Here is a 20,665-nt window from a genome sequence, read left to right as displayed (position 1 = left end):
AAGGGTACGACGGATCCGCGCCGCCGCATACTCACCGGTCGCGGAGGCGGACGAACCTACTGGTCGCGGAAGCGGACGATCTTGACGAACTCCTCGGCGTCGAGCGCCGCGCCGCCGATCAGGGCACCGTCCACATCGGGCTGAGCCATGATGGCCGCGACATTGCCGGACTTCACCGAGCCGCCGTACTGGATGCGGACGGCGTCGGCCAGCTCCTGCGAGTACAGATCCGCGAGGCGGCGGCGGATCGCGCCGCAGACCTCCTGCGCGTCCTCGGGGGTGGCGACCTCACCGGTTCCGATGGCCCAGACCGGCTCGTAGGCGATCACGATGGACTCGGCCTGCTCGGCCGGGATGTCCTTCAGCGCACCGTCGAGCTGCGCCAGCGTGTAGGACACCTGGTCACCGGCCTTGCGGATGTCCAGGCCCTCGCCGACGCAGAGGATCGGGGTCAGGCCGTGCTTGTAGGCGGCCTTCACCTTGGCGTTGCAGATCTCGTCGTTCTCGGCGTGGTACTGGCGGCGCTCGCTGTGGCCGACGGCCACGAAGGTGCACTTCAGCTTGGCGAGCATCGGGCCGGAGATCTCGCCGGTGTACGCACCGGAGTCCTGCGCCGAGATGTCCTGGGCGCCGTACTTGATCTTCAGCTTGTCGCCGTCGACCAGCGTCTGCACGGAGCGCAGGTCGGTGAAGGGCGGCAGGACGGCGACCTCGACCGCGTCGTAGTCCTTGTCGGCCAGGGCGAAGGCGAGCTTCTGGACGTGCGCGATGGCCTCGAGGTGGTTGAGGTTCATCTTCCAGTTGCCCGCCATGAGCGGGGTGCGGGTGGTCATTGAGGGTCAGTCCTCCAGTGCGGCGAGTCCGGGAAGCGTCTTGCCTTCGAGGTATTCGAGGCTGGCGCCGCCACCGGTCGAGATGTGGCCGAATGCGTTCTCGTCGAAGCCCAGGATACGGACGGCGGCTGCGGAGTCCCCGCCGCCGACGACGGTGAACGCCTGGGAGTCGACGAGGGCCTGGGCGACCGCCTTGGTGCCCTCGGCGTAGTCGGGGTGCTCGAAGACGCCCATCGGACCGTTCCAGAAGACGGTGGCCGCGTCGGCGAGCTTCGAGGCGTACAGCTTGTTGGTCTCCGGGCCGTTGTCCAGGCCCATCACACCGGCCGGAATGGCGTCGGCGGCGACGGTCGTGGGGTTGCCGGGGGTCCTGGCCTTGAGGTCCGGGAACTGCGCCGCGACGACGACGTCGACGGGGAGTACGAACTCCACGCCCTTCTCCTCGGCACGCTTGAGGTATCCGAGCACCGCCGGGATCTGGTCCTCCTGGAGGAGGGAGCTGCCGACCTCGTGGCCCTGGGCCTTGAGGAAGGTGTACGCCATTCCGCCACCGATGAGGATGCGGTCGGCCTTCTCCAGCAGGTGGTCGATCACGCCGAGCTTGTCGGAGACCTTGGAGCCGCCGAGGACCACGACGTAGGGACGCGTGACGTGCTCGGTGAGCTTCTTCAGAACGCCGACCTCGGTGGCGATGAGGCCACCGGCCGCGTGCGGCAGCCGGGCCGGGAGGTCGAAGACCGAGGCGTGCTTGCGGTGAACGGCGCCGAAGCCGTCACCCACGTACACGTCGGCGAGTTCGGCGAGCCGGTCGGCGAAGGCGCCGCGCTCGGCGTCGTCCTTCGACGTCTCACCGGCGTTGAAGCGGAGGTTCTCCAGGACGGCGACGCGGCCGTCGGTGAGCGCGTCGACCGTCGCCCGGGCGGACTCGCCCACGGTGTCGGTCGCGAAAGCGACGTCGGCGTCGAGCAGCTCGCCCAGGCGCACCGCGGCGGGGGCCAGCGAGAAGGCGGGGTCCGGGGCGCCCTTGGGGCGGCCGAGGTGCGAGGCGACGACGACGCGCGCGCCGGCCGCGGCCAGCTCGGCGATCGTCGGCAGGACGGCGCGGATGCGGCCGTCGTCGGTGATCGTGGTGCCGTCGAGCGGCACGTTGAGGTCGGCGCGGACGAATACCCGCTTACCCGCGACCCCTTCGGCGAGAAGTTCGTCGATGGTCTTCATCTGTTCCCATACTCCTTGGAAGGACGGATGAGCATGCAAGGGGGCTCGAACGGCGCCACGTCGCGCCGTCCGAGCCCCTTACATCACACCTGGCTGCCTGCCGATCCTAGGATCAGAGCTGGTCGCCGACGAAGACGGTCAGGTCGACGAGGCGGTTGGAGTAACCCCACTCGTTGTCGTACCAACCGAGGATCTTCACCGAGTTGCCCTCCTGGACCATGGTCAGGGAGGAGTCGAAGGTACAGGAGGACGGGTCACCGACGATGTCCGAGGACACGATCGGGTCCTCGGTGTAGGTCAGGAAGCCCTTGAGGTCGCCGTCGTCGGACGCCTTCTTGAACGCGGCGTTGACCTCGTCCTTGGTGACCTCGCGCTGCAGGGTCACGACCAGGTCGGTGGCGGAGCCGGTCGGGACCGGGACGCGCATCGCGATGCCGTCGAGCTTGCCCTTGAGCTGCGGGAGGACCAGGGCGGTCGCCTTGGCGGCGCCCGTCGTGGTCGGGATGATGTTCTCCGCGGCGGCGCGCGCACGACGCAGGTCCGAGTGCGGGAAGTCCAGGATGCGCTGGTCGTTCGTGTACGCGTGGACCGTCGTCATCAGGCCCTTGACGATGCCGAAGTTCTCGTCGAGAACCTTGGCCATCGGCGCCACACAGTTGGTGGTGCAGGAGGCGTTGGAGATGACGTGGTGGTTGGCCGCGTCGTACTTGTCCTGGTTGACGCCCATCACGATGGTGATGTCCTCGTCCTTGGCCGGAGCCGAGATGAGGACCTTCTTGGCGCCACCGGCGATGTGCTTCTCGGCGTCGGCTTTCTTGGTGAAGATGCCGGTCGACTCGATGACGACGTCGACGCCCAGCTGACCCCAGGGGATGTCGGCCGGGTTGCGCTCGGAGAGCACCTTGATGGTGTGGCCGTCGACGGTGATGGTGTCGGCGGTGTGGCTGACCTCTGCCTTGAGACGACCCAGAATGGTGTCGTACTTCAGCAGGTGAGCCGTGGTCGCAGTGTCACCCAGGTCGTTGACAGCCACGATCTCGATGTCCGCACCCTGCTCCAGCAGCGCGCGGAAGTAGTTACGACCGATGCGGCCAAAGCCGTTGATGCCTACGCGGATCGTCACGAACCGATCTCCTCGTTAGGAACGCCGGTTTCGATGCCGGCGAGTTTATTAGGGATGTCCCCGACCGCTTCCGACCCTACCTCTCCGAAGGCTCCGGAGTGACATCGAGAGCGGCGGTATGAAGAGAGATCCCCTTACTGCCGAGTAGAAGTGCGGGATTCCGGCCGAGGGAAGGAGGAAGGAGCGCTACCGCCCGCCCCGTGGTCACCGAACGTCAACACCCCTGGGAACCCGGCCCCTTGTGGCATCGCGACGGGTGGCGGATTCCGTCGTCGCATTGTCACCGGGAGTCACCGGCAGGGGCTCTGCCGCCCCTGTCCGCTCCCCGGCAGGCGGCCATGGCGAACGACTCCGGCGCACTTCCGGAACACGCCGGATGAACCACCGGCCGCACGCTCAATTGTGCGGCATGGCACTCAATCGATAAACGCGCCGGGCTCTCGCACGCTTTCGGCGTACCCGGGCGCTTGAACTGCGCGATCCCCCGCTCAATCCCGCGGGACCGCTCCCGGCCATTTCGGGAATGCGGTCCGCCTCATAAGGGGGAATGGCTGTGATCTCCGGCAGGCCGGGAAATGCCTCCGGCCACCGCCTTCCGGGTGCCTGGGCAGGCCCGGAAGGTGGTGGCCGGAGGCCGTCCTGCGGCGCTCAGCCCACGAGGCCGTCGGCCAGTTCCTCGCTGAGGGTCGATTCCGTGCCCGGGATACCGAGGTCCTGGGCACGCTTGTCGGCCATGGCCAGCAGGCGCCTGATCCGGCCCGCGACGGCGTCCTTGGTCAGCGGCGGATCGGCGAGCGCTCCCAGCTCCTCCAGAGAGGCCTGCTTGTGCTCCATACGCAGCCGTCCGGCCGCCGCGAGGTGCTCGGGAACCTCCTCGCCCAGGATCTCCAGGGCGCGCCCCACCCGGGCGCCTGCGGCGACCGCGGCGCGGGCGGATCGGCGGAGGTTGGCGTCGTCGAAGTTGGCCAGCCTGTTGGCCGTGGCGCGGACCTCGCGCCGCATGCGGCGTTCCTCCCAGGCGAGCACCGCCTCATGGGCGCCGAGACGGGTCAGCAGGGCGCCGATCGCGTCACCGTCGCGGACGACCACACGGTCGACCCCGCGCACCTCCCGGGCCTTGGCCGCGATGGAGAGCCTGCGCGCGGCGCCGACCAGGGCGAGCGCGGCCTCCGGGCCGGGGCAGGTCACCTCGAGCGACGAGGAGCGGCCCGGCTCGGTGAGCGAGCCGTGGGCCAGGAAGGCCCCGCGCCATGCTGCCTCGGCGTCGCAGGTGGCCCCCGAGACCACCTGCGGGGGCAGGCCGCGGATGGGACGGCCGCGGCCGTCCACCAGTCCGGTCTGGCGGGCCAGCTGGTCGCCGCCCGCCACCACGCGCACGACGTAGCGGGAGCCGCGGCGGAGTCCGCCGGGGGCCATCACGATCAGCTCCGAGCTGTGCCCGAAGATCTCGAGGATGTCCCGCTTGAGCCGCCGGGCCGCCATCGCCGTGTCCAGCTCGGCCTCGATCACGATCCGGCCGCTCACGAGGTGCAGCCCGCCCGCGAAGCGAAGAATCGCCGAGACCTCTGCCTTTCTGCAGCACGTCCGGGTAACGGGAAGCCGGGAGACTTCGTCCTTCACCGCTGGCGTCATCGCCATGGGCCGATCCTTCCATGCATCCGAAAAATACGGTCGTACGCGGCGGCCAACAGCTCCGGATCATGAATCGGAACGCCGTCGGGTGAGGCCACGGGGGCCAGCTCGACCGCGGCTCCGAGCCGCTGGGCGGCGTCGGCGAGGGACTCGCGGTCGGGCACGGCGGCCTCGTCGGCCAGCACCACGTCCATGGCGAGTTTAGGGGCGTGTCGTCCCAAAACCTCCAAATGACGCTGCGGTGAGAAGCCTTCTGTTTCGCCGGGCTGCGGTGCGAGGTTCAGCGAGAGGACCTTGCGGGCCTTCGTGGTCACCAGCGCGTCGAGGAGTTCGGGCACCAGCAGATGCGGAATCACGGAGGAGAACCAGGACCCCGGGCCGAGGACGACCCAGTCCGCGTCGAGCACCGCGGCGACCGCCTCGGGGACCGCCGGCGGGTCGGCCGGGACGACGTGGACGGACTGCACCTCGCCGGGGGTCAGCGCCACGGTCGCCTGCCCGCGCACGGTGACCGTGTCCTCGGGGCGCTCCGGGTGGTGACCCCTGACCAGCGCCTGGAGCTCCAGGGGGACCGCGGACATGGGCAGCACCCTGCCGTGTGCTCCGAGCAGCTTGCCGACCAGGTCGAGGGCCTGGACATGGTCGCCCAGCTGTTCCCAGAGGGCGACGATGAGCAGGTTGCCCACCGCGTGCTCGTGCAGGTCGCCCCTGGACTCGAAGCGGTGCTGGATGACCCGGGCCCAGGTCTGGCCCCATTCGTCGTCCCCGCAGAGCGCGGCGAGCGCCTTGCGCAGGTCGCCCGGCGGGAGGACGCCGAGCTCCTCGCGGAGCCGGCCGCTGGAGCCGCCGTCGTCGGCAACGGTCACCACGGCCGTGAGGTCGCCGGTGATCCGGCGCAGCGCCGTGAGCGAGGCCGACAGCCCCATGCCGCCGCCCAGGGCGACGACCTTGGGCTGTGAGCCGCGCTTACGGCCGGAGAGCGCGGCCGTGGCCCTGCTCAGCCGGCGCAGACGCAGATTACGACTCGTCACTCTCGCCCCATGTCCCGATGGACGAGGACGGTCTCGACACCTTCGGTGGCCAGCCGGGCCGCCAGCTTCTCCGACATCGCGACGGAACGGTGCTTCCCGCCCGTGCACCCGACGGCGATGGTGACGTAGCGCTTGCCTTCGCGGCGGTAGCCGGCGGCGATGAGCTGCAGCAGCTCGGTGTACTGGTTGAGGAACTCCTTGGCGCCCGGCTGGTCGAAGACGTAGTCGGACACCTCCTCGTTGAGTCCGGTGAACGGGCGGAGCTCCGGCACCCAGTGCGGGTTGGGCAGGAAGCGGCAGTCGACGACGAGGTCGGCGTCGACCGGCAGCCCGTACTTGAAGCCGAACGACATCACCGTCGCCCGCAGCTCCGGCTCCTCGTCGCCGGCGAACTGGGCGTCCATCTTGGCCCGCAGCTCGTGCACGTTGAGGCTGGAGGTGTCGATGACGAGGTCGGCGTCGCCGCGCAGCTCACGCAGCAGGTCACGCTCGGCCGCGATGCCGTCCACGATCCTGCCGTCGCCCTGGAGCGGATGCGGACGGCGGACCGATTCGAAACGGCGTACGAGGGCGTCGTCGGAGGACTCGAGGAAGACGATCCGCCGGGTGACGTGCTTGGCCGCCAGATCGGCGAGGGACTCCCGGAGGTTGTCGAAGAAACGGCGGCCCCGCACGTCGACGACGACGGCGATGCGCGCGACGTTGCCCTGGGACCGGGCACCGAGCTCCACCATCGTGGGGATCAGCGCGGGCGGCAGGTTGTCGACGACGAACCAGCCGAGGTCCTCCAGACACTTGGCGGCGGTGCTGCGCCCGGCGCCCGACATTCCGGAGATGATCACCAGCTCGGGGATGGCGGGCGGCGTGGCCTCGGCCTTCTCCGTGGTGCTTCCCGTACTCACGTGTGCTGCTCCGTCTGCTCGCTCGCGTTCGTTCTGGTGTTCATGCGCGTCGTCGGTCATGTCCTGCTGCCCCCGTCGTCCTCTTCAATGATCTCTCCTGTGGCGGTGTTCACGGCGGGCGCGGCCGGAGCGGCCGCCGCGAAGGCGACGGCCACCGACTCCGCCGTCCTGCGCCCTATCCCCGGCACCTCGCAGATCTCGTCGATTGTCGCCTGCCTGAGCTTCCTGACGGAGCCGAAATGCTTGATCAACGCCTGTTTCCGGGTCTCGCCGAGGCCCGGGACGTCGTCCAGGGGGCTGCTGCGGATGCGCTTGGCCCGCTTGGCCCGCTGGTAGGTGATGGCGAAGCGGTGGGCCTCGTCCCGAATGCGCTGGAGGAGGTAGAGGCCCTCGCTGGAGCGGGGCAGGACCACCGGGTCGTCGTCATCGGGCAGCCAGACCTCTTCGAGGCGCTTGGCAAGACCGCAGACGGCGATGTCGTCGATGCCGAGCTCGTCCAGGGCCCGCTTGGCGGCGGCGACCTGGGGCTGCCCCCCGTCGACGACGACGAGCTGCGGGGGGTAGGCGAAGCGCTTGGGGCGGCCGTCGTCCTCGCGGGGCTCCTCCCGGACGGGAGCGGGCGTCACCGGGGCCGCCGCTCCGGGGGCGGGCGCTTCGGGGGTGGGCTGAGCGGGGGCCGCCGCTCCGAGGGCGGACGCATCGGGGGCGGGCGCATCGGGGGTGGGCTGACCGGGGGCGGGCCCCGCCGGGGCCGGTTCACCGGACGCGGTTTCGCCGTGCGCCGCGTCACCCGGTGCGGGCGCAGGGCCTGCGGGGACGGGAGCCGCGAGCACCGGGCCTGCGGGGACCGGGGCCGCGGGCACCGGGCCCGGGACGGCCGGATCGGCGGGGACGGGGCCGGTGGGGGCCGGGGTCTCCTCCCACTCCCCCGTCCGCTCCTTCTCCTGGAGGTAGCGCTTGAAGCGGCGCCCGATGACCTCGTGCATGGACCGGACATCGTCCTGGCCCTCGAAGCCCTTGATCTGGAAGCGGCGGTACTCGCTCTTGCGCGCGAGGCCGTCCTCGAAGACCACCATGGACGCGACCACGTCGTCACCCTGGAGGTGCGAGATGTCGAAGCACTCGACGCGGAGAGGCGCGGTGTCGAGACCGAGTGCCTCGGCGATCTCCTCCAGGGCGCGGGAGCGCGTCGTGAGGTCGGACGCGCGCTTGGTCTTGTGCAGCCCCAGCGCCTGCTGGGCATTGCGCTGGACCGTGCCCATCAGGTCCTTCTTGTCGCCGCGCTGCGGGATGCGCAGGCTGACCTGGGACCCGCGGCGGTCGGCGAGCCACTGGGACACGGCGTCGGGGTCCTCGGGGAGCGCCGGGACGAGCACCTCCTTGGGCACGGAGTCACCCGACTCCTCCCCGTAAAGCTGCTGGAGCGCGTGTTCCACCAGTCCCGACGTGTCGACGGCCTCGACCTTGTCGGTCACCCAGCCGCGCTGGCCCCGGACCCGTCCGCCACGGACGTGGAAGATCTGCACCGCCGCTTCGAGCTCGTCCTCGGCGACGGCGATCAGGTCCGCGTCGGTGGCGTCGGCGAGGACCACGGCGCTCTTCTCCATGGCCCGCTTCAGCGCTCCCGCGTCGTCACGCAGCCGGGCCGCCCGCTCGTACTCCATCTCCTCGGCCGCCTGCATCATGTCCTTCTCCAGGCGGCGGATGTACGTCCCGGTGCGGCCTGCCATGAAATCGCAGAACTCCTCGGCCAGGTCCCGGTGTTCCTCCGGGGTGACCCGTCCGACGCACGGGGCGGAGCACTTGCCGATGTAGCCGAGGAGGCAGGGCCGGCCGGTCCGCTCCGCGTTCTTGAAGACGCCGGCGGAGCAGGTGCGCACGGGGAAGACCCGGAGCATCAGGTCCACGGTCTCGCGGATCGCCCAGGCATGGCCGTACGGTCCGAAGTAGCGCACGCCCTTCTTCTTGGCGCCGCGCATGACCTGGACGCGCGGGAACTCCTCGTTGAGCGTGACCGCGAGGTAGGGGTAGCTCTTGTCGTCGCGGTACTTGACGTTGAACCGGGGGTCGAACTCCTTGATCCAGGAGTACTCCAGCTGAAGCGCCTCGACCTCGGTGGAGACCACGGTCCACTCCACGGAGGCAGCCGTGGTGACCATCGTGCGGGTGCGCGGGTGCAGGCCGGCCAAGTCCTGGAAGTAGTTGGCCAGGCGCTGGCGCAGGTTCTTCGCCTTCCCGACGTAGATCACCCGGCGGTGCTCGTCGCGGAACTTGTAGACCCCCGGGGAGTCGGGGATCTGTCCCGGCTTGGGGCGGTAGCTGGAGGGGTCTGCCATGTCTCACACCCTACTTGCGGGCAGTGACAGAGCGGCATCTCCGAGGCCCCGGGGGTCTGCGACGGCCTCCGTGACCGGTCAGGCCCCGGGGCCCGCGACGAGCTTTCCGCCCTCGAGCTTCAGCGGCACTGAGGGCAGCGGCACCGTGGCTGGCCCCTGCAGCGCCTTGCCCGTGGTCATGTCGAAGCGGCTGCCGTGGCAGGGACAGTTGCCCTCGTTGCCCTCGACCTTGTCCAGGAGGCAGCCCGCGTGCGTGCACTGCGCGCTGAAGGCCTTGTACTGGCCGGCGGCCGGACAGCTCACGACGACCCGCTGCTCCCGGTAGAGCTTGGCGCCGCCGACCGGGACCTCGTCCGCGGCACCGAGCTCCACGGGCGCGGTGGGCGTGGGGGTCTGCGCGTGACCGAGCTTCGAATCGGTGGAACAGGCGGCCGCTCCCAGCCCGGCGGCACCGGCGAGCGCGGCGCCCTTCAGTACGGTACGGCGGGCTGCGGGCAGGCCGGACATGCGGTCTCCACTGGTCGGGGGGACAGAAGCCGCCGTCACCGTCCGGGGCACCGGGTGCCGGATGAACCGGCACGGGCCGCGCCTGAAGGCATGGGCGACAGACCCGACGATACCGACAGAGAACGCAGGCCCTTCGACCGGCCCCGGAGAACGCCGGGCGTCGGGACGGGGAGGCGGGAGGCACGGCGGGCACCGGAAGGCCCCCTCGTGCAGGGGTGCCGCCCGGTGCCCGCCGGTGTCAGGCCTTCCGCGCGCGGGCCGCCTTCTTCGGCGCGGGCTGCTCGGCCGGCGCCTTCCCGGCTGCCCTGGCCGTGGCCGTCCTGCGGCCCGTGGACGCCTTTGCCGCGACGGCCTTCTTCGCGGGGGCCTTACGGGCCCTGCGCGCAGCGGGCACCGCGGCCTCACCGATCCGGTCCGCGCCCAGGACCTCCTGGAGGAACTTCCCGGTGTGGCTGGCCGGCACCGAGGCGACCTGCTCCGGAGTGCCCTCGGCGACGACCAGACCTCCGCCGTTGCCTCCCTCGGGGCCCATGTCCACGACCCAGTCGGCGGTCTTGATCACATCGAGGTTGTGCTCGATGACGATCACCGTGTTGCCCTTGTCGACCAGGCCCGACAGCACAGAGATGAGCTTGCTGATGTCCTCGAAGTGCAGACCGGTCGTCGGCTCGTCCAGGACGTAGACCGTGCGGCCGGTGGAGCGCTTCTGCAGTTCGCTCGCCAGCTTCACCCGCTGCGCCTCGCCGCCGGACAGCGTCGGCGCGGACTGGCCGAGCCTGACGTATCCGAGTCCGACCTCGTTGAGGGTCCGGAGGTGGCGGGCGATCGTCGGGACCGCCTCGAAGAACTCCAGGCCCTCCTCGATCGGCATGTCCAGCACCTCGGCGATGGACTTGCCCTTGTAGTGGACCTCCAGTGTCTCCCGGTTGTAGCGCGCGCCGTGGCAGACCTCGCACGGGACGTATACGTCGGGCAGGAAGTTCATCTCGATCTTGATCGTGCCGTCGCCGGAGCAGTTCTCGCAGCGGCCGCCCTTGACGTTGAAGGAGAAGCGGCCCGGCAGATAGCCGCGCACCTTCGCCTCCATCGTCTCGGCGAACAGCCTGCGGACATGGTCGAAGACTCCGGTGTACGTCGCCGGGTTGGACCGGGGTGTACGGCCGATCGGCGACTGGTCGACGTGGACGACCTTGTCGACGAGGTCGTCGCCGTCGACCCGGGTGTGCCGTCCCGGGACGGACTTGGCGCCGTTGAGCTCGCGTGCCAGGTGCGTGTAGAGGATGTCGTTGACCAGGGTCGACTTGCCCGATCCGGAGACTCCGGTGACGGCCGTCAGTACGCCCAGGGGGAAGGAGACGTCGATGTCCTGGAGGTTGTTCTCCCGGGCGCCGTGCACTGTGAGCCGGCGCCCGGGGTCGACGGGACGCCGGATGTCCGGCATCTCGATCGCCCTCTTGCCCGAGAGGTACTGCCCGGTGATCGACTCCTTGTTGGCCAGCAGTTCCTTGAGCGAGCCGGAGTGGACGACCTTGCCGCCGTGCTCGCCGGCGCCGGGGCCGATGTCGACGACCCAGTCGGCGACCTTGATGGTGTCCTCGTCGTGCTCGACGACGATGAGCGTGTTACCCATGTCCCGGAGCCGGACCAGGGTCTCGATCAACCGGTGGTTGTCGCGCTGGTGCAGGCCGATGGACGGCTCGTCCAGCACGTACAGCACGCCGACGAGCCCGGAGCCGATCTGGGTGGCGAGCCGGATGCGCTGGGCCTCGCCGCCCGAGAGGGTTCCCGCTGCACGGTTCAGCGAGAGGTAGTCGAGGCCGACGTCGACGAGGAACTTCAGCCGCTCGTTGACCTCCTTGAGGACCCTCTCGGCGATCTTCTTGTCGCGGGCGTTCAGCTTGAGGCGGCCGAGGAATTCGGCGCACTCGCTGATCGACATCGCGGCGACCTCGGCGATGGACTTCTCCATCACCGTCACCGCGAGGACGAGCGGCTTGAGCCGGGTGCCCTCACAGGTCGGGCAGGCGACCTCGCGCATGTAGCCCTCGAAGCGCTCCCTGCTGGAGTCGCTCTCGGCCTCGGAGTGGCGCCGCTTGACGTACTGGACCGCGCCCTCGAAGCGGGGCGTGGTGTAGGCGCGCTCGCGCCCGTACCTGTTGCGGTAGCGCACCTCGGTCTGGATCTTGTGACCGTGGAGCAGCGCCTTCTTGGCGCGCTGCGGCAGTCCCGCCCAGGGGATGTCCGTGCGGAATCCGAGCGCCTCGGACAGAGCGGTGATCTGACGCCCGAAGTACTCCTTGGTGTGGCCGTGGGACCAGGGGTGGATCGCGCCCTCGTCCAGGGACTTCTCCTCGTCCGGGACGATCAGGTCAGGGTCGACCTCCATGCGCGTACCGATACCGGTGCAGTCGGGGCAGGCGCCGAAGGGGCTGTTGAAGGAGAAGGAGCGGGGCTCCAGCTCCTCGAAGGAGAGGTCGTCGTACGGGCAGTAGAGGTGCTCGGAGTACATCCGCTCACGCTCGGGGTCGTCCGCGTCGAGGTCGACGAAGTCGAGCACGACCATGCCCCCGGAGAGGCCCAGAGCCGTCTCGACGGAGTCGGTCAGCCGGCGCTTGGCGCTGTCCTTCACCGTGAGGCGGTCGATGACCACCTCGATGGTGTGCTTCTCCTGCTTCTTCAGCTTCGGCGGCTCGGACAGCTGGATGGTCTCGCCGTCGACCCGGGCCCTGCTGTAGCCCTTGGTCTGCAGGTCGCCGAAGAGGTCGACGAATTCTCCCTTGCGCTCACGCACCAGCGGGGAGAGGACCTGGAAACGGCTGCCCTCGGGCAGGCCGAGCACCTTGTCGACGATGGCCTGCGGCGACTGCCGCGCGATGGGCCTGGCGCACTCGGGACAGTGCGGCTTGCCGATCCTCGCGAAGAGGAGCCTGAGGTAGTCGTAGACCTCGGTGATGGTGCCGACCGTCGAGCGCGGGTTGCGCGAGGTCGACTTCTGGTCGATGGAGACGGCGGGCGAGAGGCCTTCGATGAAGTCCACGTCCGGCTTGTCCATCTGGCCGAGGAACTGGCGGGCGTACGAGGAGAGCGACTCCACGTAGCGCCGCTGGCCCTCGGCGAAGATCGTGTCGAACGCGAGCGAGGACTTGCCCGATCCGGAGAGCCCGGTGAAGACGATGAGGGAGTCACGGGGGAGATCGAGCGAGACGTTCTTCAGGTTGTGCTCGCGCGCGCCACGGACGATGAGACGGTCGGCCACGCCGGTCCGCACCTTTCTGGAGAGAAATGGGGGAACTGGGCCCCCACCCCAGGGTATGGGGGGCGCCTCAGCGATGTACGAAGCTTTCAACTCCGAGCGTATAGCACGCGCATTCGATTTACGGTCGAGCGAGGACTCCATCACCCGAATGAGTGGTGGGGGCTACGCTCGACTCATGACTGATCATGTGCACGACCTGGTTGCCGTCCGTGAAGCGACCGAACGGCTGCTCGAAGCCGCGGGCAAGCTGGACGACGGCGCCGTTGCCGAGCCGTCGCGTCTGCCGGGCTGGAGCCGCGGCCATGTTCTTGCCCACCTGTCACGTAACGCCGACGCGCTCATAAATGTTCTCCAGGGGCGCCCGATGTACGCGAACAGCGAAACCCGGGACGCCGACATCGAACGCGACGCGCCCCGGCCCCTGGCCGAACACCTCGCTGACCTGCGCGAGAGCGGAGCGGCCGTGCTGGCCGCGGCCGAGGCGCCGGCCGACTGGTCGCGCACGGTCACGATGCGCAACGGTGTGACGGATTCGGCGTCCCGCATCCCCTTCCGCCGCTGGGTCGAGGTGGAGCTGCACCACGTCGACCTGGGGGTGGGGTACGAGCTGGAGGATCTGCCGGAGGAGTTCGTGATCCGGGAGAACGACTTCCTCGCCGAACGCTTCGCCGGGCATCCCGACGTCGTCCCCACGACGGCGGTCACCGCCGACGGCCGGCTGTGGACCACGGGCGGTGGGGCCGACGGCACTCCCGTCACCGTCCGGGGTACGGCACCCGACATCCTGGGCTGGCTCTGCGGACGCCGTGACGGCTCCGCGCTCACCGTGGAAGGCGGCAGCCTTCCCGCGCTGCCCCCGCTATAGGCTGCGTCACATGACGTACAGCGGAACGGTCAAGGTCGGCGGACCTGCGGACGTGCACGAGCTGACGGATCTGATGATCTCCAAGGTCGCGGTCGGCCCGATGAACAACAACGCGTACCTGCTGCGCTGCAGGGCCACCGGCGAGCAGCTCCTGATCGACGCGGCCGCCGAGGCCGGAACCCTGCTGCGGCTGATCGGCGACGACGGCATCGCGTCCGTCGTCACGACGCACCGGCACGGTGACCACTGGCAGGCACTCGGCGAGGTGGTGGCGGCCACCGGGGCACGGACGTACGCCGGCCGGTACGACGCCGAGGGCATCCCGGTCCCCACGGACGAGCCCGTCGAGGACGGCGGCACGATCCGGGTGGGCAGGGTCCGGCTGACCGCCAGGCACCTGACCGGGCACACGCCGGGGTCCGTCGCCCTGGTCTACGACGACCCGCACGGGGCCCCGCACGTGTTCACCGGGGACTGCCTGTTCCCCGGCGGCGTGGGCAACACGCACGAGGACCCGGCGGCGTTCGCGAGCCTGATCCACGACGTGGAGACCAAGCTCTTCGACTGCCTGCCGGACGAGACCTGGGTCTATCCGGGCCACGGTCACGACACCACGCTCGGTGCCGAGCGCCCGCATCTGCCGGAGTGGCGCGAGCGCGGCTGGTGACCCGGTGAACGGCCGACGGCCGGGTGCCCCTCACGGGGCCCCGGCCGTCGGTGTGTCCGCGCGGCGCTACTTCTCCACGCCGACGTTCTCGCTGTCGCCCTTCTGCTCGGCCTCCAGCGCCGCCTGCTTCTTGTTGGCGATGAGGCTGGTGATCGTGGTGATCACCAGGACGCCGCCGATGACGGCGAGGGAGAACGCGATGGAGATCTCCGGGACGTGCACCCCGGACTCGTGCAGGGCGTGCAGCACCAGCTTGACGCCGATGAACCCGAGGATCACCGAGAGCCCGTAGCTGAGGTGGACCAGCTTCTTCAGCAGACCGCCGATGAGGAAGTACAGCTGACGCAGGCCCATCAGGGCGAAGGCGTTGGCGGTGAAGACGATGTACGGGTCCTGGGTCAGCCCGAAGATCGCCGGGATGGAGTCCAGCGCGAACAGCACATCCGTCGTGCCGATGGCGAGCATGACCACCATGAGCGGGGTCATGACGCGCTTGCCGTTCTTCTGGATGAAGAGCTTGGTCCCGTGGTACCTGTCGGCGACACCGAAGCGGTGCTCGATCGACTTCAGGAGCCGGTTCTCCTCCCACTCCTCCTCGTCGTCATCGGCCCGCGCCTCCTGGACCAGCTTCCAGGCGGTGTAGATCAGGAACGCGCCGAAGATGTAGAAGACCCACGAGAAGTTGGCGATGACCGCGGCACCGGCTGCGATGAAGATCGCACGCAGCACCAGGGCGATCAGCACACCGATGAGCAGCACGCGCTGCTGCAGGTGGGAGGGCACCGAGAACTTCGCCATGATCAGGATGAAGACGAAGAGATTGTCGACACTGAGCGACTTCTCGGTGATGAAGCCGGCGAAGAATTCGCCCGAGGCCTGACTCTCCCCGAAGACCAGCAGTCCGAGTCCGAAGAGTACGGCCAGGGCGATCCAGACGATGGTCCAGATTCCGGCTTCCTTGGTCGACACGTCATGAGGCTTGCGCCCGATGAAGAAGTCGACGGCGATGAGGGCGCACAGACCAAAGATGGTCAGCGCCCAGAGGGTCCATGAAACGTCCACTGCGCCTCCGGCAGTTCGCTACGGGCTATGGATCAGCGTCGTCGCTGCCGGAGGTCTCTTCCACCCGGGAGCGCGGGATGCGCGCCGGGCCGACGCCCCGGGACCGGTCACAGTCCGTACTGACGGGAACGCCGCGATCGGGAGTACTCCCCTCCGCACAAAGAACAGTACACGAAGCACCAAGAAAAGGTAAAGTCCGTGCCAAGGTGCGATCAAAAAGCCAGGTCAGGGGCTTGATGAAGGTACTTGACCCACCGTCACCACGCTCAGCGGTAGTCCGCGCGCCTCGCTGCGGCCACCAGGGCGAGCACCTGCTCCAGGACGCGACTGCCCTGGGGCGCTCTGGACGGTTCGTACGTCCAGGCATGACCCACCCAGGGATCGGCGAGGTGGTCGTCGCCGACGGGCGTGATCCGCAGCAGGGACCGCCACAGGGGGTCGAGCACCGGGCCGTACGCGTGGGCGTCCTCGCGGTCGGCCACCATCAGCAGGTGCACGCCCACCGAGGGACCCTCGTCGGCCAGATAGCGCAACTGGGTGACGGCCCTGTCGTCGAAGCCGTGCGGGAAGTCGTTGACGATCAGCAGATGCTCCCCCGTGTCGATGTCCGGGGGTAGCGCGTCCGCAGCGCCCGCCCTCATCGCCATCTGCAGGAGATCGACGCGACGGGTGAGGTGGGCGAGGACCGAGGACACGCCCTCCGCCCCGGCGGCGGGCGGCCCGGCGAGGACGCCGGAGCGGGCCAGGGGTGCGAGGGGACCGGCCGCGGAACCGGCCGGATCGATGACGTGCACGGAGAATTCGTCCGTCGGGTAGACGGCGAGCAGCCGAGCGGCCAGGGCGACGGCCGTCTCCATGGCCAGGCGTCGCAACCGGTCCCCGGAGGTCGCGGCGGCCGCCTCGGAGGCCGTGCGTCCGCTGTCGACCCAGATGCCGCGCTCCAGGGGAAGCCGCACCAGCAGAGGGATACGCAGGTCCGCCGCCTCGGGCAGACGGACGTCGCCGATGCGCAGAGCCATAGGGATCTCCATCGGTACCCGGTAGCCGTGCCAGACGGGGTTGTCCCAGCCCGCGTAGGCGGCGGGGAGGGCAGGCTCGACGACGGCGGACTCCGCGGCGAGCTGGGCGAGATCACGGTCGAGGGCCTCGCGGGCCCGGCCGGTGAGTTCGTCGTGCTTGGCCCGGGCCTGCGCACGAGCGCGGTCGCCCGCCCCGCCGATGCGGCTGCGCGGATCGGAAAGGGTCCGGTCGAGTTCCTGGTCCATCCGGGACGCCGCGAAGTCGACGGCACTGCGGTAGGCGGCGACTGCACGTGCCAGGTCCTCGAACATGCCCCAGATCTGGTTGTAGAGACGCTCGTCCATGGACCAGCCGGTGGCGTCGCCGGCGACGGGCTGCGCGGGCCGGCCGGGGGCGGCGGGCGGGGCCGTCGGGGGTGGCGGGGGCGGCGCCGAGGTCTGACGCCGTGGGTGCGCGTAGTCGATGGGGCCGCCCGGAGTGCCCGCGTGCGGGGTCGTGGAGTCGCTCAGGGACTGGGAGGCGTGCGCCGGCTCCGGTGCCGGCGGGGCGGGGGGCTGCATCGGGGCGGGCGGGGCTCCGGTGCCTCCGCCGCCTGCGGGGGAGGCGGGCCCCGCGGAGTGGCTCACGCGTTCCCCCTCGGGGGCGCGGGGCGACGGCGTGACGGCGCGGGCAAGGCCGGAGGCGACGGCGTCCTGGATGGATGCGGCCAGCTCCGCCGCCCCTGCCACCCCCTGGTCGGCAAGCATCTCCGCGAGCCCCGCGGCGTACCCCTGGCCGACGGCGCGGACCTTCCAGACGCCTTGGCGCCGGTAGAGCTCCAGGGCCGACACGGCGGACTCGGTGTCCAGGCCGGTGAGGGTGAAGGTGGCTATCTCGGTGCCGTCCAGTCCGGTGACGGCGACGAACGGTGCGGCGACCTCACCGAAACTGCCCGGCCGTCCGGCTCCCACGGGCAGGGCGAGAAGCACGGTGACGCGGTGCACCGCGTCGGGCAGGGCGTCCAGGTCCACGGCCAGCCGGTGGTCGGCCGCGGCCTGCCTGGACACTTCCAGTCCGGGCACCCGGGGTGACGCGGGGTGGGCGATCCACTCGGCACCCCGGACCGTCCCCCGCTCGTCCCCGAGCGTGGCACCGGCCACGACGGGTGAGCCCGCCGACACCCTGATCTCCAGACGGGTCTGGGGCAAGGTGTGGTTCTGCCCCCGGACCAGCTCGGCCGTCATCGCCCTTGTCCCCTCGACGTTCGGTGTGTGGTGCCCTGCCATGGGCGCAGCTCCCGGCGGCGGGTGCCTCCGGGAGCTGCTCGTACGGATCCGTGGGCCGGGTGTCGCCCCCGTGCCCCCCGTCGTGCCTACAGGTGCGGCAGGATCGCCGGCATCAGGTCCTGGAACGTCCGGCCGTTGGCCGGGTTGCCGAGGGCGGTCATCTGCCAGCCGCTGCCCGCGCGGTGCACCTTCGCCATGATCTGCGCCGTGTACTGGCCGCCGCCGTCCAGCGTGTAACGGGCGAGCTCCTGGCCGTTGGTCTCGTCGACGATGCGACAGAAGGCGTTCTGAACCTCCTGGAACGTCTGGCCGGTGAACGAGTTCACCGTGAAGACGATCTGGTCGATGTGGACCGGAATCCGCTGCAGGTCGACCAGGATCGCCTCGTCGTCGCCGCCCGAGCCGGCACCGCCGACGAGGTTGTCACCGGTGTGCTTGACCGAGCCGTCGTCGCTGACGAGGTGACGGAAGAACACGACGTCCACGGGCTGCTTGTCGGCGAAGAGCACCGCGGAGGCGTCCAGGTCGATCTCCCGGGTGCGCGAACCGAACAGTCCGCGGCGCGGCGCCGCCTGCCAGCCGAGCCCCATCCGTACCGCGGTCAGGGTCCCCCCGTCGCTCTTCTGCAGGCTGATGGCCTGGCCCTTGGTCATGTTGACCGTCACGCGCTGTCCCCTCTCCGCTTGCCCCGCAACCATCGGTGTGCGGTGTCCCCGCACCCTACGCAGTACGCGGGGGCGAGAAGCAGTGGTAGGCCGTTTTTGTGTCGGTCCTGCAACACTGCGGGCCCCACCGGTCAGGCCAGCCCCGCCTCCCTCATCTGGCGCAGCTCCTTCTTGAGCTCCCCCACCTCGTCGCGCAGCCGGGCGGCCACCTCGAACTGCAGGTCGGCGGCCGCCGCCCGCATGCGGTCCGTCATCTCCTCGATGATCCCCGCGAGCTCCGCGGCGGGCCGGTCGGTGACCACCGCGCCGTCCTTCTTCGCCTTGCCTCCCGCAGCGGCCTTGCCCCCGAGCGAGGGGACCGGGGCCTTGGTGTCCTTGGCCTGCCGGTAACCGGTTCCGAGGAGCTGCTCGGTGTCGACCTCCTCGCGGGCGATGGACGCGACGATGTCGTTGATCTTCTTGCGGAGCGGCTGCGGGTCCACCCCGCGCTCGGTGTTGTAGGCGATCTGCTTCTCACGACGCCGGTTGGTCTCGTCGATGGCCTGCGCCATGGCGGGGGTGATCTTGTCGGCGTACATGTGGACCTGGCCCGAGACGTTACGGGCGGCACGTCCGATGGTCTGGATCAGCGACGTGCCGGACCGCAGGAAGCCCTGCTTGTCCGCGTCGAGGATGGCGACCAGCGACACCTCGGGCAGGTCGAGGCCCTCGCGCAGGAGGTTGATTCCGACCAGGACGTCGTACTCACCGGAGCGCAGCTCGCGCAGCAGTTCGATGCGGCGCAGGGTGTCGACGTCGCTGTGGAGGTAGCGGACCTGGATGCCCAGCTCCAGGAAGTAGTCCGTGAGGTCCTCGGACATCTTCTTGGTGAGGGTGGTGACCAGGACGCGCTCGTCCTTCTCGGTCCGCTTGCGGATCTCGTGCACCAGGTCGTCGATCTGCCCCTCGGTGGGCTTGACGACGACCTCCGGGTCGACGAGCCCGGTGGGCCGGATGATCTGCTCGACGAAACCGTCGCCCCGCGACAGCTCGTACTTCCCGGGTGTGGCGGAGAGGTAGACCGTCTGATCGATCCGGCCCAGGAACTCCTCCCATTTCAGCGGACGGTTGTCCAGGGCGGACGGAAGCCGGAACCCGTGGTCGACGAGGGTCCGCTTGCGGGAGGCGTCACCCTCGTACATCGCGCCGATCTGAGGCACGGTGACGTGCGACTCGTCCAGGACGAGGAGGAAGTCCTCGGGGAAGTAGTCGAGGAGGGTGTTGGGCGCGGTGCCCGGGAGACGGCCGTCGAAGTGCATCGAGTAGTTCTCGACGCCGGAGCAGCTGCCGATCTGGCGGAGCATCTCGATGTCGTAGGTGGTGCGCATGCGCAGCCGCTGGGCCTCCAGCATCTTGCCCTGCTTCTCCAGCTCGGCGAGGCGCTGTTCCAGCTCCTGCTCGATGCCGCCGACCGCCTTCTCCATGCGCTCGGGGCCCGCCACGTAGTGGCTCGCGGGGAAGATGTGGAGCGCGTCGTCCTCGCTGATGACCTCGCCGGTCAGCGGGTGGAGGGTCGAGAGCGCCTCGATCTCGTCGCCGAACATCTCGATGCGGACGGCGAGCTCCTCGTACACCGGGAAGATCTCGATCGTGTCGCCGCGCACCCGGAAGGTGCCGCGGGTGAAGGCCAGGTCGTTGCGGGTGTACTGGATCTCGACGAAGCGGCGGAGCAGCTGGTCGCGGTCGACCTCGTCGCCGACCTTGAGCTGGACCATCCGGTCCACGTACTCCTGCGGGGTGCCGAGGCCGTAGATGCAGGAGACGGAGGCGACCACGACGACGTCGCGCCGGGTGAGCAGCGAATTGGTGGCGGAGTGCCGCAGCCGCTCCACCTCCTCGTTGATCGAGGAGTCCTTCTCGATGTAGGTGTCCGACTGCGGGACGTACGCCTCGGGCTGGTAGTAGTCGTAGTACGAGACGAAGTACTCCACGGCGTTGTTCGGGAGGAGCTCGCGGAACTCGTTGGCCAGCTGGGCGGCCAGCGTCTTGTTCGGCGCCATCACCAGGGTGGGGCGCTGCAGCTTCTCGATCATCCAGGCGGTCGTCGCCGACTTGCCCGTGCCGGTCGCGCCGAGCAGGACGACGTCCTTCTCGCCCGCGCGGATGCGCCGGTCAAGCTCGGCGATGGCCGCGGGCTGGTCACCGCTGGGCCGGTAGGGACTGACGACCTCGAAAGGTGCCACGGAACGTTCGATCTTCGAGACTGGCCGCATGGAACCACCGTACGACCCCGCACTGACAACG

Annotated in this window: 15 protein-coding genes; 2 read left to right on the top strand and 13 right to left on the bottom strand. The window is 69.7% G+C overall.

Annotated elements, in window-relative coordinates; genetic code table 11:
- Window positions 1–56: 56 nt before the first annotated feature.
- The 9 genes from tpiA to uvrA form a co-directional block, all read right to left on the bottom strand.
- Window positions 57–833, bottom strand: a complete 777-nt coding sequence (gene tpiA / locus ABZ441_RS17065) for a triose-phosphate isomerase (RefSeq protein ID WP_358974081.1) — start codon at window positions 831–833, stop codon at window positions 57–59.
- 6 nt (window positions 834–839) lie between these two features.
- Window positions 840–2,051 carry a phosphoglycerate kinase gene (locus ABZ441_RS17060; RefSeq protein WP_358974079.1) on the bottom strand — a complete coding sequence of 404 codons (1,212 nt, stop codon included), beginning with the start codon at window positions 2,049–2,051 and terminating at the stop codon, window positions 840–842.
- A 112-nt stretch (window positions 2,052–2,163) separates the two neighbouring features.
- Window positions 2,164–3,174 (bottom strand): type I glyceraldehyde-3-phosphate dehydrogenase, encoded by a 1,011-nt coding sequence (gene gap / locus ABZ441_RS17055; RefSeq protein WP_358974077.1) that lies wholly within the window; start codon window positions 3,172–3,174, stop codon window positions 2,164–2,166.
- A 648-nt stretch (window positions 3,175–3,822) separates the two neighbouring features.
- Window positions 3,823–4,812: a DNA-binding protein WhiA gene (gene whiA, locus ABZ441_RS17050; RefSeq protein ID WP_033303128.1), complete on the bottom strand. Its 990-nt coding sequence runs from the start codon at window positions 4,810–4,812 to the stop codon at window positions 3,823–3,825.
- Window positions 4,803–5,837: a uridine diphosphate-N-acetylglucosamine-binding protein YvcK gene (gene yvcK / locus ABZ441_RS17045; RefSeq protein WP_358974073.1), complete on the bottom strand. Its 1,035-nt coding sequence runs from the start codon at window positions 5,835–5,837 to the stop codon at window positions 4,803–4,805. The genes whiA and yvcK overlap by 10 nt, the downstream gene beginning before the upstream one ends.
- Entirely contained in the window at window positions 5,834–6,799 is a 966-nt protein-coding gene (rapZ, locus tag ABZ441_RS17040; RefSeq protein WP_358974070.1) for an RNase adapter RapZ, read from the bottom strand. The genes yvcK and rapZ overlap by 4 nt, the downstream gene beginning before the upstream one ends.
- On the bottom strand, window positions 6,796–9,075 hold the full coding sequence (gene uvrC, locus ABZ441_RS17035; protein ID WP_358974067.1) for an excinuclease ABC subunit UvrC: 2,280 nt from the start codon (window positions 9,073–9,075) through the stop codon (window positions 6,796–6,798). The genes rapZ and uvrC overlap by 4 nt, the downstream gene beginning before the upstream one ends.
- Before the next feature lie 78 nt (window positions 9,076–9,153).
- Window positions 9,154–9,582, bottom strand: coding sequence for a Rieske (2Fe-2S) protein (locus ABZ441_RS17030; RefSeq protein WP_205019504.1), 429 nt, complete (start codon window positions 9,580–9,582; stop codon window positions 9,154–9,156).
- 238 nt (window positions 9,583–9,820) lie between these two features.
- Window positions 9,821–12,838, bottom strand: coding sequence for an excinuclease ABC subunit UvrA (gene uvrA, locus ABZ441_RS17025; RefSeq protein WP_358974063.1), 3,018 nt, complete (start codon window positions 12,836–12,838; stop codon window positions 9,821–9,823).
- A gap of 175 nt (window positions 12,839–13,013) precedes the next feature.
- On the opposite strand from uvrA, the gene ABZ441_RS17020 reads away from it, so the two are divergent.
- Together ABZ441_RS17020 and ABZ441_RS17015 are read left to right on the top strand one after the other, a co-directional pair.
- Window positions 13,014–13,703 carry a maleylpyruvate isomerase family mycothiol-dependent enzyme gene (locus ABZ441_RS17020; RefSeq protein WP_358974060.1) on the top strand — a complete coding sequence of 230 codons (690 nt, stop codon included), beginning with the start codon at window positions 13,014–13,016 and terminating at the stop codon, window positions 13,701–13,703.
- Between the two features lie 10 nt (window positions 13,704–13,713).
- Window positions 13,714–14,370, top strand: coding sequence for an MBL fold metallo-hydrolase (locus ABZ441_RS17015; RefSeq protein WP_358974057.1), 657 nt, complete (start codon window positions 13,714–13,716; stop codon window positions 14,368–14,370).
- A gap of 66 nt (window positions 14,371–14,436) precedes the next feature.
- Here ABZ441_RS17015 and ABZ441_RS17010 read toward each other — a convergent pair whose 3' ends face one another.
- From ABZ441_RS17010 to uvrB, 4 genes are all read right to left on the bottom strand, one after another.
- Complete coding sequence (locus ABZ441_RS17010; RefSeq protein WP_358974053.1) at window positions 14,437–15,432, bottom strand: TerC family protein; 996 nt, start codon at window positions 15,430–15,432, stop codon at window positions 14,437–14,439.
- Window positions 15,433–15,698: 266 nt separating this feature from the next.
- On the bottom strand, window positions 15,699–17,675 hold the full coding sequence (locus ABZ441_RS17005; protein WP_358974273.1) for a TerD family protein: 1,977 nt from the start codon (window positions 17,673–17,675) through the stop codon (window positions 15,699–15,701).
- Between the two features lie 128 nt (window positions 17,676–17,803).
- Window positions 17,804–18,382, bottom strand: coding sequence for a TerD family protein (locus ABZ441_RS17000; RefSeq protein ID WP_358974050.1), 579 nt, complete (start codon window positions 18,380–18,382; stop codon window positions 17,804–17,806).
- A gap of 131 nt (window positions 18,383–18,513) precedes the next feature.
- Window positions 18,514–20,634 (bottom strand): excinuclease ABC subunit UvrB, encoded by a 2,121-nt coding sequence (uvrB, locus tag ABZ441_RS16995; protein ID WP_358974047.1) that lies wholly within the window; start codon window positions 20,632–20,634, stop codon window positions 18,514–18,516.
- Window positions 20,635–20,665 lie beyond the last annotated feature (31 nt).

Source organism: Streptomyces sp. NPDC005752 (assembly GCF_040630715.1).
In the GTDB taxonomy this organism is placed as follows: Bacteria; Actinomycetota; Actinomycetes; order Streptomycetales; family Streptomycetaceae; genus Streptomyces.
Note: the sequence above shows the minus strand (reverse complement) of the source record. Positions and strands in the feature narration are given on the sequence as shown.